The 24,568-nt window shown below is 63.2% G+C and carries 20 protein-coding genes; 9 read left to right on the top strand and 11 right to left on the bottom strand.

Features of this window, described 5'->3' with window-relative positions; all coding sequences use genetic code 11:
* Positions 1 to 101 precede the first annotated feature (101 nt).
* From F6S08_RS12980 to F6S08_RS12955, 5 genes are all read right to left on the bottom strand, one after another.
* Entirely contained in the window at positions 102 to 3,173 is a 3,072-nt protein-coding gene (locus F6S08_RS12980; protein WP_315871687.1) for an error-prone DNA polymerase, read from the bottom strand.
* A gap of 139 nt (positions 3,174 to 3,312) precedes the next feature.
* Complete coding sequence (locus F6S08_RS12970) at positions 3,313 to 4,728, bottom strand: Y-family DNA polymerase (protein WP_065927186.1); 1,416 nt, start codon at positions 4,726 to 4,728, stop codon at positions 3,313 to 3,315.
* A 7-nt stretch (positions 4,729 to 4,735) separates the two neighbouring features.
* The gene (imuA, locus tag F6S08_RS12965; protein ID WP_027608658.1) at positions 4,736 to 5,350 is read right to left on the bottom strand and encodes a translesion DNA synthesis-associated protein ImuA; all 615 of its coding nucleotides are present in this window, start codon (positions 5,348 to 5,350) and stop codon (positions 4,736 to 4,738) included.
* The gene (gene lexA / locus F6S08_RS12960) at positions 5,350 to 5,967 is read right to left on the bottom strand and encodes a transcriptional repressor LexA (RefSeq protein WP_137212499.1); all 618 of its coding nucleotides are present in this window, start codon (positions 5,965 to 5,967) and stop codon (positions 5,350 to 5,352) included. Before lexA ends, imuA begins: the two co-directional genes overlap by 1 nt.
* A gap of 93 nt (positions 5,968 to 6,060) precedes the next feature.
* On the bottom strand, positions 6,061 to 6,969 hold the full coding sequence (locus tag F6S08_RS12955; protein ID WP_027608660.1) for a LysR family transcriptional regulator: 909 nt from the start codon (positions 6,967 to 6,969) through the stop codon (positions 6,061 to 6,063).
* Between the two features lie 204 nt (positions 6,970 to 7,173).
* Here F6S08_RS12955 and F6S08_RS12950 point away from each other — a divergent pair, with 204 nt between their 5' ends.
* Complete coding sequence (locus F6S08_RS12950) at positions 7,174 to 7,572, top strand: helix-turn-helix domain-containing protein (protein WP_090403294.1); 399 nt, start codon at positions 7,174 to 7,176, stop codon at positions 7,570 to 7,572.
* Between the two features lie 58 nt (positions 7,573 to 7,630).
* Positions 7,631 to 10,393 carry an ATP-binding protein gene (locus F6S08_RS12945; protein ID WP_315871686.1) on the top strand — a complete coding sequence of 921 codons (2,763 nt, stop codon included), beginning with the start codon at positions 7,631 to 7,633 and terminating at the stop codon, positions 10,391 to 10,393.
* Here F6S08_RS12945 and F6S08_RS12940 read toward each other — a convergent pair.
* Entirely contained in the window at positions 10,340 to 11,863 is a 1,524-nt protein-coding gene (locus F6S08_RS12940) for a winged helix-turn-helix domain-containing protein (RefSeq protein WP_137213174.1), read from the bottom strand. The two genes, F6S08_RS12945 and F6S08_RS12940, sit on opposite strands and share 54 nt — an antisense overlap.
* Positions 11,864 to 11,958: 95 nt before the next feature.
* The gene (locus F6S08_RS12935; RefSeq protein WP_065948178.1) at positions 11,959 to 12,909 is read right to left on the bottom strand and encodes a GlxA family transcriptional regulator; all 951 of its coding nucleotides are present in this window, start codon (positions 12,907 to 12,909) and stop codon (positions 11,959 to 11,961) included.
* A 181-nt stretch (positions 12,910 to 13,090) separates the two neighbouring features.
* Between F6S08_RS12935 and F6S08_RS12930 the strand changes: the two genes are divergently transcribed.
* Positions 13,091 to 13,813, top strand: coding sequence for a pirin family protein (locus F6S08_RS12930; RefSeq protein WP_027608665.1), 723 nt, complete (start codon positions 13,091 to 13,093; stop codon positions 13,811 to 13,813).
* A gap of 145 nt (positions 13,814 to 13,958) precedes the next feature.
* Positions 13,959 to 14,423 (top strand): phage infection protein, encoded by a 465-nt coding sequence (locus tag F6S08_RS12925; protein ID WP_315871685.1) that lies wholly within the window; start codon positions 13,959 to 13,961, stop codon positions 14,421 to 14,423.
* Between the two features lie 62 nt (positions 14,424 to 14,485).
* Here F6S08_RS12925 and F6S08_RS12920 read toward each other — a convergent pair whose 3' ends face one another.
* Complete coding sequence (locus tag F6S08_RS12920) at positions 14,486 to 15,490, bottom strand: quinone oxidoreductase (RefSeq protein ID WP_315871684.1); 1,005 nt, start codon at positions 15,488 to 15,490, stop codon at positions 14,486 to 14,488.
* 101 nt (positions 15,491 to 15,591) lie between these two features.
* Between F6S08_RS12920 and F6S08_RS12915 the strand changes: the two genes are divergently transcribed.
* The 5 genes from F6S08_RS12915 (at position 15,592) to F6S08_RS12895 (ending at position 20,513) form a co-directional block, all read left to right on the top strand.
* On the top strand, positions 15,592 to 16,455 hold the full coding sequence (locus F6S08_RS12915; RefSeq protein ID WP_315871683.1) for a LysR family transcriptional regulator: 864 nt from the start codon (positions 15,592 to 15,594) through the stop codon (positions 16,453 to 16,455).
* 320 nt (positions 16,456 to 16,775) lie between these two features.
* A complete protein-coding gene (locus tag F6S08_RS12910; protein WP_065925173.1) occupies positions 16,776 to 17,504 on the top strand; it encodes a winged helix-turn-helix domain-containing protein in 729 nt (242 codons plus the stop codon).
* Positions 17,497 to 18,201 (top strand): hypothetical protein, encoded by a 705-nt coding sequence (locus F6S08_RS12905; RefSeq protein ID WP_315871682.1) that lies wholly within the window; start codon positions 17,497 to 17,499, stop codon positions 18,199 to 18,201. The genes F6S08_RS12910 and F6S08_RS12905 overlap by 8 nt, the downstream gene beginning before the upstream one ends.
* A 31-nt stretch (positions 18,202 to 18,232) precedes the next feature.
* Complete coding sequence (locus tag F6S08_RS12900) at positions 18,233 to 18,880, top strand: helix-turn-helix domain-containing protein (protein WP_065925171.1); 648 nt, start codon at positions 18,233 to 18,235, stop codon at positions 18,878 to 18,880.
* Between the two features lie 241 nt (positions 18,881 to 19,121).
* On the top strand, positions 19,122 to 20,513 hold the full coding sequence (locus F6S08_RS12895) for an undecaprenyl-phosphate glucose phosphotransferase (protein WP_027608671.1): 1,392 nt from the start codon (positions 19,122 to 19,124) through the stop codon (positions 20,511 to 20,513).
* Positions 20,514 to 21,073: 560 nt separating this feature from the next.
* On the opposite strand, the gene F6S08_RS12890 is transcribed toward F6S08_RS12895, so the two are convergent.
* The 3 genes from F6S08_RS12890 to F6S08_RS12880 are packed head-to-tail and all read right to left on the bottom strand — an operon-like array spanning position 21,074 to position 24,563.
* The gene (locus tag F6S08_RS12890) at positions 21,074 to 23,149 is read right to left on the bottom strand and encodes a YjbH domain-containing protein (protein WP_065925169.1); all 2,076 of its coding nucleotides are present in this window, start codon (positions 23,147 to 23,149) and stop codon (positions 21,074 to 21,076) included.
* Positions 23,146 to 23,913 carry a capsule biosynthesis GfcC family protein gene (locus F6S08_RS12885; RefSeq protein ID WP_315871681.1) on the bottom strand — a complete coding sequence of 256 codons (768 nt, stop codon included), beginning with the start codon at positions 23,911 to 23,913 and terminating at the stop codon, positions 23,146 to 23,148. Before F6S08_RS12885 ends, F6S08_RS12890 begins: the two co-directional genes overlap by 4 nt.
* Complete coding sequence (locus F6S08_RS12880; RefSeq protein ID WP_409999759.1) at positions 23,910 to 24,563, bottom strand: YjbF family lipoprotein; 654 nt, start codon at positions 24,561 to 24,563, stop codon at positions 23,910 to 23,912. Before F6S08_RS12880 ends, F6S08_RS12885 begins: the two co-directional genes overlap by 4 nt.
* Between the last annotated feature and the right edge of the window lie 5 nt (positions 24,564 to 24,568).

The following is a 24,568-nucleotide window of genomic DNA, read 5'->3' as shown; positions in this document are numbered from 1 at the left end:
TCTGCGCAGAGAAAGGACGGTCGCAAAATTTGGAACGTATCAAGGGGCGATGGTTTCATTTTGTATAAATTAGGGGGTAATCACCGCCGGCGCTACCCGCCTCAGTGAAAATCCCGGCTGCGCACCGTGATGCCGTCCAGCAGTGGCGTCAGGTCGGTCAGGCGCCCGGCGATCAGGTGTCGCACCTCGCCCACCGCCTCCCAACGCCCGTCCACCTTGAGCAATCGCGACCCCACCAGGGCCTGGCGCTGACGTTCGGCCAGGTCGCGCCAGACCACCACGTTGAGGTTGCCGAATTCATCTTCGAGGGTGACAAAGGTCACGCCACTGGCCGTGCCGGGGCGCTGGCGACCGGTGACCAGCCCGGCGACGCTGACAGTGCGCCCGTGCTCCACCGCCTGCAGTTCATTCGAGCTGCGGCAACGCCGTTTACGCAGCTCGGCGCGCAGCAGCGCCAATGGGTGCGGGCCAAGGGTGGTGCCAAGCATGGCGTAGTCGGCGTGCAGATCCTCGCCCACCGTCGGTTTCGGCAGTTCCACCCGCGCCTCATCGGGGCTGGACAGGCCGGCGAACAAGCCAAGCTGCTTATGCACCCCTGCCACGGCCCAGCGCGCCGTATGCCGGTTGCCGGCCAGGGCACGCAAGGCCCCGGCATCCGCCAGCAACGCCTGGGTGCGCGCATCCAGCCCGGCGCGGGCGTCCAGATCGGCAATATCCCTGAACGCCCGGCGCTGACGTGCGGCTTCGATGCGCCGCCCATCCTCTTCGCGAAACCCCGAGATCATGCGCAACCCCATGCGAATCGCCGGTTGCTGGCCATCGATGGGTTCCAGGCTGCAATCCCAGTCGCTGGCCTGCACATCCACCGGGCGGATCTGCAAGCGATGGCGCCGCGCATCCTGCAGGATCTGGTCCGGGCTGTAGAACCCCATGGGCCAGCTGTTGATCAACGCACAGGCGAAGGCCGCCGGCTCATGGCATTTGAGCCAGCAACTGGCGTAGGTCAGCAAGGCGAAACTGGCCGCGTGGGACTCGGGGAAACCATAGCTGCCGAAGCCCTTGATCTGTTCGAAGATCTGCGCGGCAAAAGCCTCGGTGTAGCCATTTTTCAACATGCCGGTGCGCAGGCGTGCTTGATGCGGTTCCAGGCCACCATGGCGTTTCCAGGCGGCCATGGAACGGCGCAACTGGTCGGCCTCGCCGGGGCTGTAGTCGGCGGCGACCATGGCGATCTGCATCACCTGTTCCTGGAACAGCGGGATGCCCAGGGTGCGCTTGAGCACCGCCTCAAGCTCCGGCGACGGATAGGTGGTGGGCTCCTCTTCGTTACGTCGGCGCAGGTAGGGATGCACCATGCCGCCCTGGATCGGCCCGGGGCGCACGATAGCGACCTCGATGACCAGGTCGTAGAATGTTTGCGGCCGCAATCTGGGCAACATCGACATCTGCGCCCGCGACTCGATCTGGAACACGCCGATGGTGTCGGCCTTGCTGATCATCGCGTAGGTGGCCTGGTCTTCCTGGGGGATCGTCGCTAGCGACAGGTCACGGCCACGATGGCGGCGCAGCAGATCGAAACAGCGGCGGATCGCGCTGAGCATGCCCAGGGCGAGAATATCCACCTTGAGCAGGCCGACCGCATCGAGGTCATCCTTGTCCCACTGGATGATGGTGCGCTCGGCCATGGCGGCGTTTTCCACCGGCACCAGGGTATCCAGTGGGTATTCGGAAATCACGAAGCCCCCGGGGTGCTGGGACAGGTGCCGGGGAAAACCGATCAGTTGCTGGGTGAGCGTCAGCACACGGCGCAGGATCGGGCTGTCCGGGTCGAAGCCGCTTTCGCGCAGGCGTTCCAGGGGCGGCGCATCGTCACTCCAGCGCCCGCAGCATTCGGCCAGCGCGTTGATCTGGTCCGGCGGCAAGCCCAGGGCCTTGGCCACATCGCGCACCGCACCGGCGGCGTGGTAACTGCTGACCACCGCCGTCAGCGCCGCGCGGGTACGGCCATAGCGCTGGAACACGTACTGCAGCACTTCTTCGCGACGTTCGTGCTCGAAGTCGACGTCGATGTCCGGCGGCTCGTTGCGTTCCTCTGACAGGAAGCGCTCAAACAGCGTACTCGTCAGGCTCGGGTCGATCTCGGTGATGCCCAGGGCAAAACACACCGCCGAGTTGGCTGCCGAGCCCCGGCCCTGGCACAGGATCGACCGGCTGCGGGCGAAGCGCACGATGTCGTGCACCGTGAGGAAGTAGCTTTCGTAACCCAGTTTGCTGATCAATGTCAGCTCGTGATGGATCTGCTGCAAGGTCTTGGCGTCGACCCCGTGCGGCCAGCGCCGGGCGATGCCTTCGTCGGTGACGGCGCGCAACCAGGATTCGGCATCGTGGCCCTCGGGCACCAGCTCGCGCGGGTAGTGATAGCGCAACTGGCCAAGATCGAAGCGGCAGCGCTGGGCGATGGCCAGGGTTTCGTCGAGCAGCGCCTGCGGGTACAGCGTGGCCAGGGCGTCGAGGCTGCGCAGATGCCGCTCGCCGTTGGGGTGCAGGCGCGTGCCGGCGTCGGCCACCGGCACGTGATGGCGGATCGCGGTCATGGTGTCTTGCAGGGCGCGGCGGCCACGGGCATGCATATGCACATCGCCGCAGGCCACCGCCGGAATCTGCAGGCTGGCGGCCAGGTGCAGGCGTTGCTCCAGATGCCGCGCATCGTCCTGGCCGCAGTGCAGGTGCACCGCCAGCCACAGGTGTTCGGCGAAGGTACGGCGCAGCCAGTGGATGGAGACCTGGGTGTCGCTGTCTTCGGCGACCCACAGCGCCAGCAGGCCGGGCAACGGCTGCTCGAAGTCTTCTAGCAGCAGGCGGTAGCGACCTTTTTCAGCCCGGCGTCGGGCCACGGTGATCAAGCGGCACAGGTGCTGGTAGCCGCTGAGGTCCTGCACCAGCAGCACCAGTTTCGGGCCGTTTTCGATGCGCACTTCGCTGCCGATAATCAGCGGCAAGCCCACCGCCTTCGCCGCCTGCCAGGCCCGCACGATGCCCGACAAGGTACATTCATCGGTGATCGCCAGGGCGCTGTAGCCCTGGCGCTTGGCCCGCTCGAACAACTCCAGGGCGCTGGAGGCGCCGCGTTGGAAGCTGAAGTTGGACAGGCAGTGCAGCTCGGCATAACTCATGGCCACCGCCGCCTGTAGGAGCGAGCTTGCTCGCGAAGCGCGTTAACGATGACGCGGGAGCCCTGGGCCATCGCGGTGCCCTTAGGTTTTTCGCGAGCAAGCTCGCTCCTACAGAGGGCCGGTTGCAGCCTATGGGGGCTCATGCGAACCAGCCCTGCAGCCACAGCCCATCGCTTTGCCCCACGCAGCGATAGGCCCAGCCTTGCTGGCCGGCTCGGGTCTGGATCAGGTAGTAGTCGCGGCGAATATCGGCACCGTCCCACCAGCCGGATTCGATGCGCTCCGGGCCCATGAGGATCTGCACGCCCTGCTCGGCCAGCAAGGTCGGTTCGTCAAGCAACCAGCCGGGACGCCGCACCTTGTTCAAGGTGGCGCACGGGCTTTTATCCGCCGCCATTTGCCAGGCGCATTCGGGGCGATGGTCGGCATGGAAGCGCAGGCCTTGCACCGCCTCATCCCCCAGGCGCGCACGCAGGCGTTCGCGCAGTTGTTCCCACGGCAGGGTCTGTTGCGGGCGATCGTCGAACAGGTCCTGGCGTTGCGGCACGAACACCGGCAGGTCCTGGGCCACCAGGCGAAAACCGCGCACCGGCGAGGTGACTTGCACGTGCTCCAGGCGCCCACGGGCCAGTTCGAACAGCATCGCCGGCTCACGCTCGGCGCTCAGCAGGCCGACCTTGATCACACTGTCCGGTGCATCGGCATGTTCCAGGTGCAGGTCGAAACGCTGCACGCCACTGTCACGGCCGCAGAGGAACGCCGAGAGGTCGCCGGTCAAACGGCGCAGGGGGAATAACAAGGCCTGGTGGGATTGCACATCGAAATTCAACTCGATGCGCACATCGAACTGGTCCGGCGGCTGATAGAACGCCAGGGCCAACGGCCGTTGCCCGGTCAAGGCATCGAGGTGCTTGAGCAGGCCGGCATCAAAGCGCCGCGCCAGGGTGTGCCGGGGCAACGCCTGCACCTGGGCCAGGGTACGCAGGCCCATGCGCGACAACGCGGTGGCCGCCTGCGGGTCGAGGCCGGCGCGGTCGATGGGCAATGGCGCCAGGGCCTGGAGCAACCCCTCCTCATCGGCCACGGCCAGGCCATCGTAGAGATTGGCCAGCACCCGCGCCGCCGCCGGGTTGGGGGCGGCGACGATACGGTGACGAAAGCCCAGCTCGGTCAACTCCTGGCGCAGGCGTGCCTCGAACCGAGGCCAGGGCCCGAACAGGCCCAGGCTCGATTCGATCTCGAACAGCAAGGCACGCGGGTAATACACACTGACCTGGGAGCTGAAGCGGTAGGCCCAGGCGGCGAGAAACTGCTGCCAGCGCTCGATCTCCACGGGGTCGTATTCGGCACTGGCAAAGGTCTTGGCCAGGGCATGGGCGGCCGTCAGCGATTGCCCCGGGCGCAGGCCCAGTGCGCGGGCGGCGTCATTGACGGTTTGCAGCACGCGCCGCTGCGGTGTGCCGGCCAGCAGCGCCAGGGGTTGGTCGGGCTCGGGGTGCAGGCGCTGCACCCCGTCCAGCGCCAATTGCGGGAAGACAATACACACCCAGCGCATGGCAACCTCAGTGCCCCGCCAGTGCAATCGGCGCCGGATGAGCCAAGCCACCCCGGCACTTGAGCACCCGCACCCGGGCAGGTTTGGCCTCGACGGCCAGGCGCAGAGCGGCGGGCGAAGGGTTGATCGCTTCACTCAAGGCGCGCCAGGCAAACGCCAGGGTCTGCCCGGTTTCCGCGGCCACCTGCAAGCGACGCAAGGCGCGGTCATCCGCCTTGTGCGGCCAGCACAGCACCGCGCCGCAACTGCCGGAGCGCAGGCATTGTTCCACCGCCCACAGCACATCCCGCGCCTCGGCCTGGACCACCGACAGCTGGCGCAAATCCACCCCGGCGTTCTGCCATGCGTGGGGGTACGGGGTATAGGGCGGCGCCACCAGCACAATGCGCTCCCCCGCCGCCGATAATCGCGCCAGGGTCGGCAGCACCAGTTGCAGTTCGCCGATACCGTCCCTGGCCATCAGGATTTCGCTCAAGGCCGACTCCGGCCAGCCGCCCGTGGGCAGCACCGCATCCAGCGCCGCCAGCCCCGTAGGCTGCACGCTGGCCGGAGGCGCGACAGGCCGGCCTTTCCAGACGCGGCCGCCATTGAACAGCGTATCCAGTGCAACCACGGCGCCCATCAGCCTTGCCTCACCAGGCCGCAGAACACCCCTTCGATGGCCAGGTCCTGGTCGGGGCCGACCACGATAGGTTCGTATGCGGGGTTACGCGGCAGCAGACGCACACGCTCGCCACTGCGCTCGAAACGCTTGATGGTGACTTCGCCGTCCAGGCGCGCCACCACAATCTGCCCGTTCAAGGCTTCGGCACTGCGGCGTACGCCCACCAGATCGCCGTCGAGGATGCCGTCTTCGATCATCGAATCGCCTTGCACCCGCAACAGGTAATCCGGGGTTTTCGCAAAAGTGGCGGGGTCGAGTTGCAGGCGGCTGTGCACGTCGGCATCCGCGCCGATGGGCCGGCCGGCTGCCACTCGGCCGAGTACAGGGACATCCAGCCACTCCGGGCGCGGGGGCTGGTTGAGCAAACGAATGCCGCGCGCCTGGTTGGGGTTGACCTCGATGAAACCGGCTTCGGCCAGGGCCACGACGTGCTTGCGCGCGACGCTGCGGGAGGCAAAGCCGAACGCCTCGGCGATCTCGGCGAGGCTGGGGGGTTGGCCTTGCTGCGCGATACGGTCGCGGATGAAGGTCAGGATGGCGGTGCGGCGGGGGGTCAGGGTCGTCATGGAGTACATTTGTACTCCTCTGGGAAATTTCTTACAAGAGCCGGTAGTCGGGGTTGGGGGGTTATGCAGATCAAACTGTGGGAGGCCCAGAGGCCACCAAGCTCACCCCCCTCCCGCCATATGCTGCGCAATCCTGCCCCTCAACCACCGCTCCGCCGGGTCATTGTCATGCACCCCACTCCACACCATCGACAACTCCGCCGCATCGATCGCAAACGGCGGATCCTCTGCCCGCAGCGCCGTGCCCTCGGTCAACGCACACGCCGCATAGTCCGGCACCGTGGCAATAATCTGCGTACCGGCCAGCAGCGCCCGCAAGCCACTGAACTGCGGTACCGCCAGCACCACCCGCCGGGCACGGCCGATACGGGCCAGGTCCAGGTCGATATTGCCGCTCAAGTCCCCCGAGAACGACACCATCGCATGGGGCCGTGCGCAATAATCGTCGAGGGTCAGCGGTTCGACGCCGTCATCCCCGCGCAGCACCTTGCAGGGAATGTCCCGCAGTTTCCTGCGCTTGGCATTCGCCGGCAGTTCAGTGGTGTAGCTCACGCCCACCGAGATCTCGCCACTGGCCAGTAATGCGGACATCAGCAGGTAATTGGCGCGGCGTACCACCACGATAATGCCCGGCGCTTCTTCGCGCAGTTGGCTGAGCAACGGCGGGAACAGGCCGAACTCGGCGTCGTCGGACAGGCCGATGCGGAACACCGCACAGCTGGTGGAAGGGTCGAAATCCTTGGCGCGGCTGACTGCGCCTGAAATGGTGTCCATGGCCGGTTGCAGCTCCTTGAGTATCGCCACGGCGCGTGGCGTGGGCTCCATGCCCCGGCCGTTGCGCAGCAGCAACGGGTCGTCGAACAAATCTCGCAGCCGGCCCAATGCCGCACTCACCGCCGGTTGGCCCATGAAGAGCTTTTCGGCGACCCGAGTCAGGTTCTTCTCGAACATCAGCGCTTCGAAAATCACCAACAGGTTCATGTCGACGCGGCGCAGGTCGTTGCGGTTCATGGCGGTATCCAAACGGTTAGCAGGCTGCCAGCTAAGCAGGCAAAACACTGCCTGGATTGCATGCCTGTGCTGTCTTTTTCGTGACCGAACCTGGCGAAATTAACAACGATTAACTCGCCAGCCAGACGGTGGGGCGCCAAAAATGAGCCGGTCTACACTGCATCCATTCACCGGGAACGCTCCCATCGACTGCGGATATCCGTCATGGCCCGACCTGCGTATTGTGCTCCTCGCTTATCCGCCACCGGCGGCCTGTGCCCCCGGCGCGAACGAATCGCCAAGCAATTGATCCTCGCCAACCTCGGCGAAAGCCTGGCGATTGCCGACCTGGCCCAGGCCTGCGCCCTGTCGCGCAGCCATTTTTCCCGCGCATTCAAGTGCACCACCGGGCTGTCGCCCCAGGAATGGATACGCCAGCAACGCATCCAGCGGGCCAAGGAACTGATCACCGGCTCCTCCTTGAGCCTCACGCAAATCAGCCTGGAGTGCGGGTTTTGCGACCAGGCGCATTTCTGCCATATGTTCACGCGCAGCGAGGGCGTCAACCCGATGACCTGGCGAAATCACCAACTGCGTCACAAGCCTCAAGAGATCGCTGCCTAGTGGTCTGCATGCACCTGGAATATGCTGGCCGCTTACTTTTCCCAGAGCATGGCCACCCATGAGTGCCCCACGCGACCAGGCCGTGCATTTCGGCCCTTACCGTATCCACCCGCACCAGCGCCTGGTGCTGGAGGCCGGTCGCCCATTGCGCTTGGGACGGCGGGCCGTGGACATCCTGCTGATCCTGCTGGAGCAGGCCGGCACGGTGGTGAGCAAGCAGGAACTGATCGCCCGGGTCTGGCCCAAAAGCGTGGTGGAAGACGGCAACCTGCGGGTGCACATGGCGGCGCTGCGCAAGGCCCTGGGCGATGGCCAGGCCGGGCAGCGCTATATCGTTACGGTGGCCCAACGTGGCTACAGTTTTGTGGCGCCACTGAGCATCGAGCCGATGAGCCTACCGACCGAAGGCGCCCCCCAACGCCCGAGCCACAACCTGCCGCTGCGACGCACGCGCATGCTTGGCCGCCAGGCCCTGATCGACAGCCTGGTACAGCAGCTGCCCGAGCAGCGCTTTATCACCCTGACCGGCGCTGGCGGCATCGGCAAGACCACCGTCGCCTTGCGCGTGGCGGAATTGTTGATCGGCCATTACCGCGACGGTATTCGCCTGCTGGACCTGGCGCCTCTCAGCGCGCCGTCGATGATCCTGCCCAATCTCGCCGCGCTCCTCGACCTCACCCACACCGAGCACGAACCGTTGCCCGTGTTTGCACGCCGCCTGCAGGAGCACCAGTTGCTGCTGGTGATCGACAACTGCGAACACCTGCTGGACGACATCGCGCTGATCAGCGAGGCCCTGCTGCGCCACGCGCCCCAATTGCACATCCTCGCCACCAGCCGCGAGGCCTTGCGCGCCGAGGGCGAGTCGGTGCAGCGCCTGGAACCCCTGGCCTGCCCGCCCGCCACCGGTAACCGCGCTCAGGCCCTGGGTTATCCAGCCCTGCAACTGCTGATCGAGCGGGCCATGTCCCATCAGGACAGCTTTGAACTGAGCGAAGCCGAACTGCCCCTGGCCATTGATATCTGCCAACGCCTGGACGGCATTCCCCTGGCAATCGAGTTGGTGGCCGCGCAGATCGAGCGCTTCGGCCTGCCCGGCCTGCTGGTGCAGATGGAAGACAACTTTCGCCTGCTCACCCGTGGCCGACGCAGCGCCCTGCCCCGCCATCAAACCTTGCGTGCCACCCTGGACTGGAGCTTCGAATTGCTCACCGGCTGCGAGCAGATCTGTCTGCGTCGCCTCGCGGTGTTCCGCGGTGGTTTCAGCCTGGCCAGTGCGGCGGCGGTAATCGCCGGGCAACAGGTTGCACCGGCCGAGGTGCTGGGTTCGATCACCCAGCTGGTGGCGAAATCCTTGCTCAATGTGGAGGCCGGGGATGACGAGGTGATCTATCGCCTGCTGGACATCACCCGCACCTATGCCCTGGAAAAACTCAGCGTTGCCAATGAACTCGACGCCACCCGTGAACACCACGCCAGGCGCTGCCTGGTGCTGATGAACCAGGCGCAGGACGATTGGGAACAGACCGCCACCCAAACCTGGATCGACCGCTATGCGCCGCTGCGCGAAGACATTCGTGCCGCCCTCGACTGGGGCCTGGGCGACCAGGGCGTGCACCTGCTGGGCATTCGTCTCACCGTCAGCGCCATGCCGTTGTGGCAGGAGCTGTCGCTGCTGCGCGAACACGGCCTGTATGTGGGCAAGGCCCTGGCGCGGCTGGGGCAATCGAGCACGCCGAGCCCGCACTTGAACATGGCCCTGCAGTTGGCCTTCGGCAGTTTTTCCTATCACATCCAGGGCGGTACGCCGCAGACCATCGAAGCCTTTGCCCATGCACGGCGCCTGGCCGAAGCCGACAGCAACCTGGTCGGCCAACTGCGCGCGGTGTCGGGGCAAATGGCGGTCAGCCTGTGTGGCGGCAACTACCGCGAGGCCCTGGAACAAAGCCTGCATTTCGACCGGTTGGGGCCACAGGCAGAACCGTTGCTGGCCCTCAGCGCCCAACGCCTGAGGGTGCTGGCGCAGCACTTCGCCGGCAATCAGATACTGGCGCAGCAGAATGCCGAACAGGTGATCCAGCGCATGGCCCAGAGCGGCCATCTCAACCGGTTTACCCACGGCTTTGGCGTGCAGTACGACCAGAGCGTGGCCTCGTTGACCATCCTCGCGCGCATCCTGTGGCTGCGCGGTTTTCCCGAACGTGCGTGGCGCACCGCCAGCCAGGCGCTGGAGCTGGCGTTGCAGATCAACCACGGCACGTCGATTTGCTACACCCTGGCCCTGGCCGGGGTGGTCATCGCCCATTGCAACGGCGACACCCTTGCAGCCCGCGACCGCTTGGACCTCCTCCTGCAACAGGCGCAAAAGCATTCAGTGCAGTTGTTCCACACCTGGGCGCAATGCTACGAAGGCACGGCGCAGATCGCCGATGTGCAGGGATTGGGGCTGGTCGCAGACATCCTGGTGACCTTCAACGCCCGTGCAGTGGATGAGGCCTTGTTCGAACGCGCCCGGAGCGGTGCGGCCGGCTGGTGCAGCCCGGAGATCCTGCGCGTGCGCGCCGAGGCCATGGCCGATCCCCACGGGGCCGAGGCGCTGCTGCTCGAAGCCCTGGGCCTGGCACACCAGCAAGGCGCGTTGGCCTGGGAACTGCGCTGTGCGGACTCCTTGGCGCGGCTGTGGCAACAGCAGGGTCGTGTGCAGGCTGCTCGCGACCTGCTGGGTTCGGTCTACGCGCGATTCAGCGAAGGCTTCGCCACCCAGGACCTAGTCCGCGTACGCCGCCTGCTCGACGAGTTGCAGGACAAACGGCCGGCCTGAAAACGCTCCCAGGTAATGCCCATAACCCTGCTGCAAACGCGCCACCTGCTGCGGGTTACGCAGGAGTGCCAGGCCATAGCTGCGCACGCTGTTGAGCAGACGATAGCGCGGATAACCCGGACCGGGTTCGAGGCTCAGCAGCGAGGTGCCGACCAGCCGCCCGAGCAGGTACGACAAATCGGCGTGTTCCAGCTCGGTGCCGGCCACCAGCTTACCCAGGGTGGGCAAGGTCACAGCCATCTTGAACAGGCTCAGTTGCAGGAACAGCCAGCGCTCCGGCAGGCTCAGGCGCTCGTAGGTCCAGTCCAGGGCCGCGGTCAGGGATTGGTGGCGCTCCACCGCTGTGCGGCGGCCCCGGGTCAGTACCTGCAATCCACTGTGCAACTGCGCCTTTAAACCGCGCACGCCCAGCGCGTCCACTTGGGCGGCCGCCAGTTCAAGGGCCAGGGGAATACCGTCGAGGCGCCGGCAGATGTCCCGCAATGGCGCCAGGTCCTGTCGGCGCAACACAAAGCCCTGTTGGCCGGCACACGCCCGGGCGACGAACAGTTGCACGGCGGGGAACGCCATGGCCTGTTCAACACTGCCCAGCGCCGACGGCGCCGGCACGCCCAGCGGGGGCACGCGCAGCACCCATTCGCCTGGGGCCTGCAACGCTTCGCGACTGCTGACCAGCACGCTGACCTGGGGCGCATTTTCGCGCAGCGCCCGCAAAAGATGTCGACAGGCACCGAGCAGCAGGTCGGCGCCGTCGAGTACCAGCAGCAATTGCCGGGAGACCAACTGGCGGCACAACTGCGTGACACTGCCGCCGGGTTCCAGATGCAGGATCGTGGCCAGGTGGCGCAGCATCATCAGCGGCGCCTCCACCGTGGCCAGGTCGACCCACCACACACCGTCGCGGTAGCGCGGCAACACGCGCTCGGCCAGGGCCAGGGCCAAGGTGCTCTTGCCCACGCCGGCGCACCCGGTCAGGGTCATCAGGCGCTGCCCGGACACCCGCCGCACCAGCACGCCCAGCAGTTCATCGCGACCGATCAGCGGGCTGAGCCGGGGGGCAAGGTTATGCCGGGGCAGCACCGCGGCAGCCGCGACCCGCACGGGGGCGGCGAAGCAGTAACCGCGCTGGGGGTCGTTGATAATCAAGCGTTGCCCGTCAAGGGCACGGCGCAGTGCGGCGATGTGCACCCGCAGGTTGTTCTCTTCCACCACGCTGCACGGCCAGACCCGCTCGATCAGGGTGGCCTTGCTGATAAATTGCCCTGGCGACTCCAGCAGCACCGCCAGAATATCCAAAGCCCGCCCGCCCAACGGCACCGGCCAACCCGCCTTGCTCACCAGCCGCTGCTGCCGATGAAAGGCATAGTCACCGAAGCGCACCGTGCTATCCGCGTCAATCGCCTGAGGCATATTCATGTCTGCAATCGCGCTGAAACGCCCGATCTTGGGCTTCCGCGCATCCTTTTCCATGGGCTCGACCTTATCTTGCCAGCTACCTGTAACAGGGCAATGCTGGCACAGGGAGCGATACGGACAATCGGGTGCGCGAGACGGACATCCTGTCGTTAACTGAACTGCTGGCGATATTGGGTCGGGTTGAGGCCGAGTTTTTCACTGAATAGAAAGCGCATGTGCCGCACGCTGCCGAAGCCTGCGTGGAACGCCACGGTCTTGAGCGGCAGGTCGGTGGTTTCCAGCAGTTGCCGGGCGCGGTCGATGCGCGCGCCCTGCAGGAAGGCCATGGGCGTCATCTGCACGTCCTTGGCGAACAACCGGGCAAAGTGGCGCGGGCTCATGCCGGCCAGCTCGGCCATGGACTCGATGGTAAAGGGCTGGTCCAGATGGGCGAGCACATGGTTCTGCACCCGGGTGATCGCGGTTTCCTGGGGTGCCACGGACGCGGTCATCGGGCTGAACTGGGCCTGGCCGCCCTGGCGCTTCATCACCACCAGCAGCACCTTGGCCACATCCACCGCCACTTGCTTGCCATGGTCCTGGGCGACGATCGACAGCGCCAGGTCGATACCGGCGGTGACCCCGCCCGAGGTAATCAACCGCCCGTCCTGCAGGTAGATGCGATCCGTCTCGACGATGGCCTTGGGGAAGGCCTTGATCAGGCGCTCGGTGTAGTGCCAGTGGGTGGTCACGCGGCGTTCGTCGAGCAGCCCGGCGTGGCCCAGCACAAAGGCGCCGGTGCAGATCGAGCCGAAGCGCCGCGCCCGTGGCGCCGCCGCCTTGAGCCAGGGCAGCAGCGCCGGATGGCATTCGTTATAGGCACCCGGGCCGCCGGGCACCAGCAGCAGGTCATAAGCCGCCCGGGCCTGGTCCAGCAGCAGGTCAGTCTGGACCAGCACCCCATTGGAGGCGCGCAACGGACCGGGCTCGGTACCCAGGGTGAGGATCTGGTAATGCTCCGCCGCCGGCAGGTAGCGGTTGGCAATTGAAAACACTTCGAGCGGCCCGGCCATGTCAAGCAGGAGGAAGTCCGGGAACAGCGCCATGGCCACGGTTTTCATACGGGAAGCATCCATCGAGGGGAAGAAAGCGAAAGGCATTATGGCATGGCTTTTACTGTCAATCTCAAGGAGACAGTTATTCAAATTTCAGCTTCTTAATGAATTTTCAGGTTGCCAGTAACCTTCTTCTCAACGCAAGCGCCCTGCATCTCGCAGCCCGCGCTCACTTGAGGACAAGACCATGCTGACCCTTCGCAAAGCTTCCGAACGCGGCGCCGCCAATCACGGTTGGTTGAAGTCGTTCCACACCTTCTCGTTCGCCAACTATTGGAACCCCGATGAACAGGGTTTTTCCGACCTGCTGGTGATCAACGACGACCGCGTCGCGGCCGGCAAAGGCTTCGGCCAACACCCGCACCGCGACATGGAGATTTTCTCCTATGTGCTTGAAGGCGCCCTGGAACACAAGGACACCCTGGGCACCGGCTCGGTGATTCGCCCCGGCGATGTGCAACTGATGAGCGCCGGCAGCGGCGTGGCCCACAGCGAGTTCAACCACAGCCAGACCCGTGGCGTGCACTTCCTGCAAATCTGGATCGTGCCCGCCGTGGCCGGTGCCGAGCCGCGCTATCAACAGGAGCACTTCAGCGCGGCGCAGAAACAAGGGCGCCTGCAACTGATCATCTCGCCGGACGGCAGCGACGGCTCCCTGACCGTGCGCCAGGACGCCAGGGTGTACGCCGGGCTGTTCAACGGCGACGAAGCCGCGACCCTCGACCTGCCGCCGGATCGCCACGTGTACATCCATGTGGCTCGGGGCAGCGTGGACATCAACGGCCAGCGCTTGCAGGAAGGCGACGGTGCCCGAGTGCGCGATGAGCGGCAAATCCGCCTGAGCCAGGGCCAGGATGCCGAGGTGCTGGTGTTCGACCTGCGCCCTCAGGAACGGCCACAGATGCCGTGACCGGCTCGGCGATGGCCCTTTGAAACGGGCCATCGCTGGCATCGATAGTCACCATCAGCCCAATGAAGTTCTCTTAAAAAATGCAACGCGTAACATCAAACCCATACCAGGCAACACCCAACTAAAACACTCGGAGCACACCATCATGAAACGCCAAATCTTGCTTAGCCTCGCTTTCTCGGTACTCGCTGCAAACGCATTTGCCCACCCTGTTGTTGCTGAAGGCGGCGCGGATCGCCTGATCGAAAGCCGTGTTGCTGAAGGTGGCTCGGATCGCCTGCTGGAACGTCGTGTTGCCGAAGGTGGCTCGGATCGCTTGCTGGAACGTCGTGTTGCCGAAGGTGGTGCTGATCGCTTGCAGCAACGCGGTATTGTTGAAGGTGGCGCTGATCGCCTGCAAGGCAACCGCGTCGCCGAAGATGGCGCCGACCGCCTGCAAGGCAACCGCGTCGCCGAAGATGGCGCCGATCGCCTGCAAGGCAACCGCTTCGCCGAAGGTGGCGCTGATCGCTTGCAGGAACGTGGCCTGGCCGAAGGCGGTGCCGATCGTTTGCAGCAACGCGGTATTGTTGAAGGCGGTGCCGATCGCCTGCTGGACAACCACGCTTAATCCCGCACTGTTCGCGGGGCACCCCAAACCGGCCTGATCAGCCGGTTTTTTTTCGTCTTCGATTAATGCAGGTCGCGGTCCACCCACACCACAGCCTTGCCGATCTGTTGCCGCGCTTCGATGCGCTCATGTACCTGATGCAGCGTTTCCAGCGTGTAATGCCCTTCGATAGCCACCATCAACGTACCTTCGAGCATCGCCGCAAATACCGCGTTGGCACGCCGTTGTACGGTGGCGCCGTCGGCCATATGGTCGGCCAGCCGGGGGCGCGTCAAAAACAGCGAGCCCGCCTCCCCCAGTTCCATCGGGTCGAGATCGGTCAACGAACCCGAGACATTGCCGTAGTTCACGATCAGGCCGCGCGTGCGGCAGGCGCGGAAGCTGTTACGCAGGGTGCTTTTGCCGAGCGAATCGAAGACCACATCCACCCCCTCCCCGCCTGTGGCCTCCAACACCCGCTCGGCAAATCGGCCGCCGTCATAGACCCAGGCCTGGTGGGCCCCGCGCTCGTGGGCAATGGCGCATCGTTCAGCGGTGCTGCCGGTGGCGAACACCGTGGCGCCTGAGCGCCGGGCCATCTGTACCAGCAACTGGCCGATGCTGCCGCACGCAGCGTGGACCAGGCAGGTGCTGCCGGCCTGCAACCTGGCGACATCCTCGATCAAGTAGTGGGCGGTACAGCCTTGAAACATCGCCGCAGCCGCCTGATCGAAGGCGATGGCACCGGGAATCTGCGCCACCCTGGCCGCGGGCACCAGGGCGTACTCGGCGAAGGCGCCCCAGGCAATGCACCACGCCACCCGGTCGCCGACGGCCAAATGGCTGATGCCTGCGCCGACTTCCACCACCACGCCGGCGCCCTCCATACCCAAGGTGCAGGGCAGGCGCACCGGATAGGTCGACGACTGCGCATATTTGCCCTGGCGGGTATGGATATCCATGAAGTTGATCCCGGCGCACGCCACCTTGACCAGCACATGCCCGGCCAACACCTGGGGTTTGGGGACGTCATGGCGCAATTGGGCGACTTCAGGGCCGCCGTAGGTTTGCAAGGTAATGGCTTTCATCGGGGACAACTCCATGTGCACTGGGAAGCGGCCATGGTAAAAGGACGCTCTCAGTAGGAAAATTCCCCAAAGCCTCCCAACCTCCGTGCGGAAATAACCCGATGTTCGATTGGCAGGACCTGTATTACTTCACGGTACTGGCACGTAGCCAGTCGTTGTCGGCGGCCGCCCGCGAGTTGCAGGTGGAGCACGCCACCGTCGGGCGCCGCGTCGATGCGCTGGAAAAAGCCCTCGGCGTCAAACTGGTGGACCGCCTGCCGCGCAGCCGCCCGCTGACCGCGCAAGGCCTGGCATTGGCGGAGTTGGCGGCGGGCATGGACGAAATGGCGACGCAGGTGATGCGCCTGTCGCGGGTCGCGTCGATCGAAATGGCCGGCACGGTGCGGGTCAGTTGCCCGCCGTCTATCGCCCACTATTGCATTGCGCCCCATATAGCGCGGCTGCGCGCCCACTACCCGCAGTTGAACCTGGTGCTGATGCCGTCGACCCAACTGGCCGCGCTGGACAAAGGTGAAGCGGATATTGCCCTGCGCACGGTGCGTCCCGATGAGGAAGCCCTGGTACGCAGGAAAGTCGGCGTGGTGCGCTTCGGGCTGTATGGCCCGCCGACGTTCCAGCAATTGCCGGCTGCGCAGTGGAAGTTCATCGCCTACGACAGCAGCCGTGACCACCTGCCCCAGCAAGCCTGGATGCACCAACTGCGCGGCGGCCGTGAGATCGCGTTTGCCGCAAGCGACCTGGCCACCCAGCAAATGGCGGCCAGGGCCCAGGTCGGCGCGGTGGTGTTGCCGACCCTGGTGGGCGATCACGACCCGCTGCTGGTCAGGCTGCCCACTGCGGTCGAAGGCCCTTTACGTGATATCTGGCTCACGGTGTACCCCGACATGCGCCGCTCGCCGTCCGTGAAGGTGGTCATGGAGTTTCTGGTGGCGTGCATCGAGGCCGAAGTGCAGTTGCGCCGTTGAGCCCATCCGAGGGGCCGGCCGCCAACCTTCGGGGCGCTCTGCAGGCGTTTTTCCGGTCTGAGAAGGTCAACGCTTAAACCTGCACCCGTCAAAAAAATCGTTGGAACTAAAATACTTATCGAGCATTAAGAGTTTGCACTAGGATATGTGTAAGTCGGTACAACCTCCCATGAAATATCCCCCTATTACCCCCTGCGCTCGTAAAAACCAAGTGGTGAATGTTAAAATTTGTCACGTTTTAGCGGAATCAATTCGATTAGTATCTAAACGCTAGCAGCGATTGAACTGACGGCCTTGCATGCCGGAAAAGGGAGTAGGTGATGCATTTTTCCAACGTCCTCGCTATTGCACGGACTCAATCGAAATCAGAGGACTTTCGGGCGCTTTTAGTTCGCACTGTAGCGAATAATTTAAAAGTCGATACACGTTGCTACGGTCAACTAATTGACACCCAGGAAAGCCACGTACATTACCGTGCCATCATTATAGAAATTGATACACCCTCCGCCAGCAATCTGAGCCTGGACATAATAAAAAAAGCGCGAACTGAAAACCCCGACTGCACGATATTCGTCGTGATCACCTTTGCGTCGACCCTGAGCAAAACAAAATACTACCTGGCTGGCGCCGATTACTGCATCAAGGCGATCGAAACTTCACCCGAAAAAAAGTTGAATCTGTTTGATGCATTTCTCAGTGAAAGCGCTCGACTCAATCAGTGCGACCTGATTCTCGACCAAGACCGCATGTGCCTGTATGGCGACGGGAAAAAGTTGGAAATATCCTTCGTCGAAATGAAAGTATTGGAAGCGCTTATTCAGAACCGACTGCTCAGTCATAATGAGATCGCCCGTGTCATGGGACTTAATACCAAGTACTACGACTCCCGTGCACTGGAAAAATCCATCAGCCGTTTGCGCAGTAAAATCAAGGCGCACTACGGTGAAAACATCATCCAAAATATTCGCGGTTATGGTTATAAACTCAGCCGGGGTCTTATTTGCGCCAGCCATTTCCAACCCACTAAGGAGGGGCCGAGCCGTGAATAGTGAAAAAACGCCCCCTGTACATACCCCGCACTTCAAGATCATCAGGCAAGCCATCGTTGATCGCGGTCATGCCTGGTGGGGCAGCGAAATCAGCGTAGCGGATGGCGTTGATCCCGAACAACTTGAAAGTGCCTGCACTGAGGCCTTGCGCCATATCCACCCACCGCGCAAAACGCTTAAGGCAGTCAGCCCGGCGACGAGTCATACGCTTCTGCGCATGGGTCAATCGGCCCTGATGAACGAGGACATCCTCAAGGCGATCATTCAGGCCGCGCGGGCATTGGAAGACCACAAACACCCCTTCACCCTCAGTCTCGACAACCCACTGGACGCCCTGCCCGGTCCGGTAGAACGCCGGGCGATGGTGCGTCAGTTGTATAAGTTGAAAGACCATAGCGGTATCACGTTGGCCTACAACAACTACAGACTCGATACAAAGCCGGCAGACCTGCTGGTCGACCTCGAGCTCTACGACTATATAAAAATGCCCTTTCCGGATTCTGCCCTCAGGCTCAGCCTCAATACGCGTTCGGACCTGTTCGACCGGCTTTACGATCACATGCTGGAACTGATCAGTGCCTGCAGGGTCTGCTTCATCGCCGATCAGGTCGAGTTTGCCGACAGCGCCATGCTGGCTAAAAACTTGCCGTTCGAATACTTTCAGGGCGGCTATTACTCCCCCGCTGACTGCCTTTAACAACTGCATCTTCCTGATATGGGTGGACCCTATGAGTTCTTTCAAGAAACACGCCTTCGCTCCAACACTTGCGTCTATCGCACTGCAGGACTTCACGCCCAACGCAGAGTTTTTCTATTACGATGTAAACGCCCCGGCGACCACGGACCCCGCCGATACAAATCCGGCGTTTTCCCAACCACAGATCACCCCGCATTTTAATACCTACATTATTACCCACACCCTCAACTTGCCCTCACAATCGTTTAACCCCAAGCGGCAAGAATCCAGAATGCCAACCGCCAAGGCCCCTGACAGCGCACCGAATAACCATACGCGTACTCAAGAGATCAGCGCCGAACGAACGCCACTGTATCCACAGGATTTCTGGCTGCTCACCCAACATGATCGAGCACTGGTCAAGGGCGGCCTGCGCATTTCATTGACCACTATTGAATCGGCGCTGATTAAAAAGATGCTGCACCATGAAGAACGCGTGGTCAGCAAAGAAGAGTTGATCCGTAATATAGGTCGTGAACCCGATTTATACCGCGGATTGGAAATGTGCCTGAGTCGTTTGCAGGAAAAGTTCAAGCGGGTCAACGACGGTGAACGCCTGTTTCGTGCGGTAAGAAACCGTGGTTATTGCCTGACGCAAAAAATCAAAAAGCCGCTCGAGCTTAGTCAGCCACGCCGTTAACAAAAATAAAAACAACCCAGGCCTTTTAATTCACCCTGCCTATTAAAAACTCTTCTACCTGCCCTTTTATAACATCCACTTCGCCAGACCCTCCTGACCTTGTTATAAGTCGTCAGCCACTGCCCCCTGCCGTTCATTACTATCAATGGGCACACGCCTGCGCGTGCCTGTCGTTTATAAAGTTAACCGTTAACCCTTAACGCCTGCCACCACGTGCGCGGTCATCACCGGGAGCAGAACTATGCTTAATAACACTAGAATGCATCGCAACCTGACCCCCAGGGGTTTGACGTTCTGGGGACAATGGACACTCGCATCGAGCTTAGTTGTTGCACTGTTATTTACGCTGGTTATCTTGAAGACTGGCCAACTGGAGTATTACTACCGCGTCCTGGCCGCCTTTACGATATTGGCCTCTCTCCCGGCGTATACCTTATGCGATGTCTACAGCAAGAAAGATGATTATGCCGTGGGCCTTGGACGCTTGTTCATGGGCTGGCTGTTAACCATGGGTATATTGTTTGCCGTGGGCGTAGCCTGTAATGCCAGCGCACTGTTCCCTGTGGAAACCTTATTACTCTGGGCGGCGGTCAGTTACCCGTTATTGGCACTGTGTTACATACCGCTGCACAGCCTGTCCCGGTATTACCACCGCCAACTTCACGAACGCCAAAAATCATTGATCGTGGGCACTGGCAAGCTTGCGGTGGACCTGGCCAGGACCCTCTCACGGCAAAAACGCTCGCCCCTGGTGGGTCTGGTCGGCAGCCGTGCCGAGGCGACCGAGGATGCGCAAGCGCAGATCCTCGGCGAGCTGCCGCAACTGCCCCAATTGATCCGGCAACACGGCATCCGCCGGCTCTACATCACCCATTCATTGCAGGACGCCACCCACATTGAGGCGTTGTACCTCAACCTGCTGGAGATCAGCGTGGATGTGATCTGGGTGCCCGACCTCAATAACATGCTGCTGCTCAACCATTGCGTGGCCGAAGTGGATGGGCTGCCGGCGATCTACCTCAACGAAAGCCCGCTGACCAGCCGCCCCACCGCTGCACTGAGCAAGTCGCTGCTGGACAAGAGCCTGGCTGCTCTGGCGATCATCGTGCTGAGCCCGCTGCTGTTGCTGGTCGCCCTGCTGATCAAGCTCACCTCCCCCGGCCCGGTGATCTTCAAGCAGGACCGCCACGGCTGGAATGGCGAGGTGATCAAGGTGTGGAAATTCCGCTCCATGCGTGTGCATGACGACCATGAGGTACGCCAGGCCAGTCGCAACGATTCACGCATTACGCCGGTGGGCCGGTTTATCCGGCGTACCTCCATCGATGAATTGCCGCAGCTGTTCAACGTGCTGCAAGGGCACATGGCCCTGGTCGGCCCACGCCCCCATGCGATTGCACACAACGACTACTACTCGGGGAAAATCCGCGCCTACATGGCCCGCCATCGGATCAAACCCGGCATCACCGGCCTGGCGCAGGTCAATGGCTGCCGGGGCGAGACCGAGACCCTGGAGAAGATGCAACAGCGCGTCGATATCGACCTGCGCTACATCAATACCTGGTCGCTGTGGCTGGACATCAAGATCCTGTTGAAGACGCCGTTTACGCTGCTGTCCAAGGACATCTACTGACCCCCTGCGTAGCAAGGCTGCGTCAGCGGTGTGCCTGGCAGACCGTAAACGCAGCCTCGCCGCGGCTCGACAGCTGCTACGAGTGCCAATCCCCATCACCACCTCACCCCCGTAGCGCAGCCTGGCAGGCCGTAAACGCAGCCTCGCCGGGGCTCGACAGTTGCTACGAGTGCCAACCCCCATCACCACCTCACCCCCGTAGCGCAAGCAAGGCTGCGTCAGCGGTGTGCCTGGCAGGCCGTAAACGCAGCCTCGCCGGGGCTCGACAGCTGCTACGAGTGCCAATCCCCATCACCACCTCACCTGCGTAGCAGCTGCCGAGCGCAAGCGAGGCTGCGTCAGCGGTGTGCCTGGCAGGCCATAAACGCAGCCTCGCCGGGGCTCGACAGCTGCTACGAGTGCCAATCCCCATCATCACCTCACCTGCGTAGCAGCTGCCGAGCGCAAGCGAGGCTGCGTCAGCGGTGTGCCTGGCAGGCCGTAAACGCAGCCTCGCCGCGGCTCGGCAGCTGCTACGGATTTGAGCGGTGTTGGATGAGACAGTATCTGTGTGGGTGCATTTATTCGGTGATCTTGTCGATGTTCTTGTAGAACAGCTCACTGTCGCGCCCATCGGTCATCGAATGCAGTGAGTAGGCGCGGTTCAAGCGTGCGCCGCCATCGCGGGTCAGTGGCGCCCATACCAGGTTGGCGCGACGCATCGTCGACAGGCTCATCAACTCATCGAACGGAATGGACAGGTACAGGCCTTTGTCGAAGCTGCCTTCGCCGTACTCTGCGCTGGATGCAGTGGTGCGGGTGATCCACGCGCCAATCCGCACGCCATTGTTGAATTCCCGCGACAGGTCCAGGGTCGCGCCCCAGTCCCTGGCCAGGTAGCGGCCGACACTCAAGGCGCCCTGAATGTTGAACGGCAGATCGGTGTAGCCGGTGATATGTCCGGTGAGGGTGCGGTAATCGCGCAAGCTGAAATCCTGCTCGAAACCACGCTGACGCACGTAGTTCAGGTCGGCCCCCAATGCCCAGCGTTGGCCCATCGGGCGGTACAGCACTTCACTGCCGACACCGGCGTACATCGACTCCAGCAAACCACCGTAGACCATACCGTAGAGGTCCTGGTCCAACTGCTGCGCATGGTTGAGCTGGAAGGTCGGCAGGGTCACATCGGAGGTGGTCATGTACCGGCGCAGGTCGGTCCGCACCCGGGGCAAGCCACTGGGCGCATCGTAGGTAAACCCGTCGTAGTTGTTCAGCAGGTTGACGCTGAGCAGGCCGCTCCACCAGGTATTGCGGGTGAAACGATACTCGCCGTCGAGGTCGGCGGACACCTGGTAGAGCAAGCCATCCGGCCCGCCGACGTTCTGCTTGTAGCCCAGCCCCACCCCATAGGTGAAGGGTTTGGGCGGCTGGGTGTACAGCACTGTCTGGCTGCGGTTGCTGGCACGATTGACCTCGACCTGGCGATGCAGGTTCTGCAGGTCCTCGCGGTGGTTGACCACCTCGCGAAAGGTCTCGCGCGGCACGCTGGTTTCTTCGATCGGCAGCGCATAACGCTCGCTCACCAGGGTGAACCAATCGATCTGGTCATTCACGCTGCCATCCAGAATCCGACTGGCGCGGCCCACCGCCTTGGCGCTGTAGAAATAGCGCTGCTGTTCGCCGTACACCAACAACTCCGGCCCGCGCTGGGTAATGCGCTGCACGTTGTAGCCGGCATTATCGTGCAGGCGCCGGGAGACGGCGGCCCAATCCACCTGGTCCATCGGCGTGGTCGGGGCCTTGGCAGGCAACTTGGGGGCCGGCGGGTCGTAGGTTTTTACCGGGGCCTTGCGGCTGACGAAATTGGTGTGCAGGGTGATGCCGAACATGGCGGTGTTGCCACGTTCCCAGGCGGCACTCACATCGATGGAGTCGGCCAGCTTGTAGACCAGGCCCAGGTTGATGGGCGAGTCCTGGCGCTGGTTGTTGTCGCGGGGTTCGTTCTGATAGTCGTTGCCCTCGTATTCCAGCTTGAGGCTCAGCGGTGCCCAGGGTGTCTGATAGGCAATCCCGCCGAACAACGCGGGCCGGCCGCGAAAGTAGCCGTTGGAAAAACTGCCGGAGCCTTCGGCGGTGGGCCGCTGGTTGAAACGATCATCCAAGGCGCCCAACGGGTTGCCGAAATCACCGCGACTGCCCAGGTACCCCCAGGCGATGCCGGCACTGAAATCCACATCACCGTAGCGCTTGTTGGCCACCAGGTACTCGCTGGAAAACAACCCGGTGCCACCCAGGTCCATGAACCCCAGCGCCACCTCGGGCAGCCAGTGGCTTTCCTGATACAGGCGCACTTTGGCGTCGACGGCCTTGTCCTTATAGCTCTGGCCGCCGCTGAAGGACTCGGCGCCATAGGGGCGGTTGGTGATCGCGGTGTAGCGAAAGGTGCCCTCCAGCCAGTCCAGGGGTTGCGCCGAAAAACTGTAGCGGCTGTAGGGTTCGGTGCGGTTGGCATTCACGCTGAGTTCGCCGGCGGGCGCCATGCGGGCGGTGGGGGTTTGCAGCAGCCCGACGCCACCGAAATCGCTTTGGGTGTAACGGGGATCGCCATGGGCGACGCCACAGGGCACCAGCAGCACGGCTGCAATACATAATTTCAAGGCGTGACCTCGGCCAGGGGTTGGGTGGCAAGAAACTCGGCCAGTTGCTGATTGAGTTCGGGGGTGAGCGGGTCCAGGTCGTCGCTGCGGATCGGCACCAGCAACGTGCTGCCCGGCGCGGGAGGCGTGCCCTCCTCGCGATTCCATGCCGCGATACCCAGGCGGGTGACATGGCCGTCGGGCTGGATCAGCCACAGGTAATCGCGGTCCGCTTCCGCCAGGGCCGGACAGGCGTGGAGGTAATCGAGGGGCCGCTGCATCGGCTGGAATGCCAACGTGCAGGCCACGGCGACGGCACCCACGACACGCACGCTGTCCGGCCTCGGCGGATAAACCAGGCTGTCGCCCTCACTGACCAGCGGGTTCGGCGCAAAGCCGACTTCCACCGCCACCGGATCCAGCATCGCCTGTTGGCGGCCGGTCACCGGCAAGGCCTGCACCTGTTGATAGAGCCGAGCCGCCGCATGCGCGCGACCTTCGCGACCGGCCGCCAACGCCGCACGCTGCAGGGTTTGCAGGTCAAACAGCACACCGGCCTTGAGCCGTGCCTGCTGTGCCAGCAAGGGTTGGCGCAGCCAGGCCGCACCGAGCCAATAGCCCTGGGCATCCGGTTGCGACGCCGTGATCACATCCAGCAAGCGCGCCGCGGGCGCCAAGGGGATCGGCCCCGGATTGCGCACCTCGCCGCTGACGGTCATCGCCGCCTGGGACACACTGGCGCCACTGCACAACAGCACCAGCGCGGCCAATTTTCGCAGCATCATGGGGCATCCTTGCGAGTCGGTTGCAGTTGGGTAATGGTGAGCGTCAGGTCGGGCGTCAGGTGCTGCTCGCTCTGCACGATAAAACCGTCGCCGGGGTCGACCCAGTAACGGTTACGCGCGTGAAAGCCGGCGGCCTCGATGTCTTCATCCACCCGCAGCAAGGCATAGGATTTGTCGAGAATCTCGACGCTCTCCAGCCCATGGCGCGTCATGTGGCTGTTGACCGTAACGCCCAGGCGATAGCCGTCCACCACGTCGATCTGGCGCGTGCTGCGATAGCCGTCCGGGACACGATGCAACCCTTGCTGGAACGGTGACTGGCCCTGCCAGCGCGTGCCATCCAGGTCAGTGCCCAGGCCCACCGTGCGCACCACCAGACCATCGCGCAGCAGCAGCACCTGTTTGCCGGACGCCACCCAGAACTGCAGGTCGTCACGCTGGCGAATCAACGCCATCACCCCAGCGCCGGACACCGTGGTGACCTTGATCTGGGGGAACGGCACCGCATCCACCTGGGCCTGGCTCAACACCAACGGCGGCGGGCCGCCGACGGCAGCCTTGAAGGTATCCAGCGAGGCCTGCATCAGCGGATTGCAGCCAGCCAACAGCCACGCCAACCCTGCGTACGTACCGATTTTCAGATTGTTCACGCAGG

This window comes from Pseudomonas sp. JV449 (genome assembly GCF_032424295.1).
In the GTDB taxonomy this organism is placed as follows: Bacteria; Pseudomonadota; Gammaproteobacteria; order Pseudomonadales; family Pseudomonadaceae; genus Aquipseudomonas; species Aquipseudomonas marginalis.
Note: the sequence above shows the minus strand (reverse complement) of the source record. Positions and strands in the feature narration are given on the sequence as shown.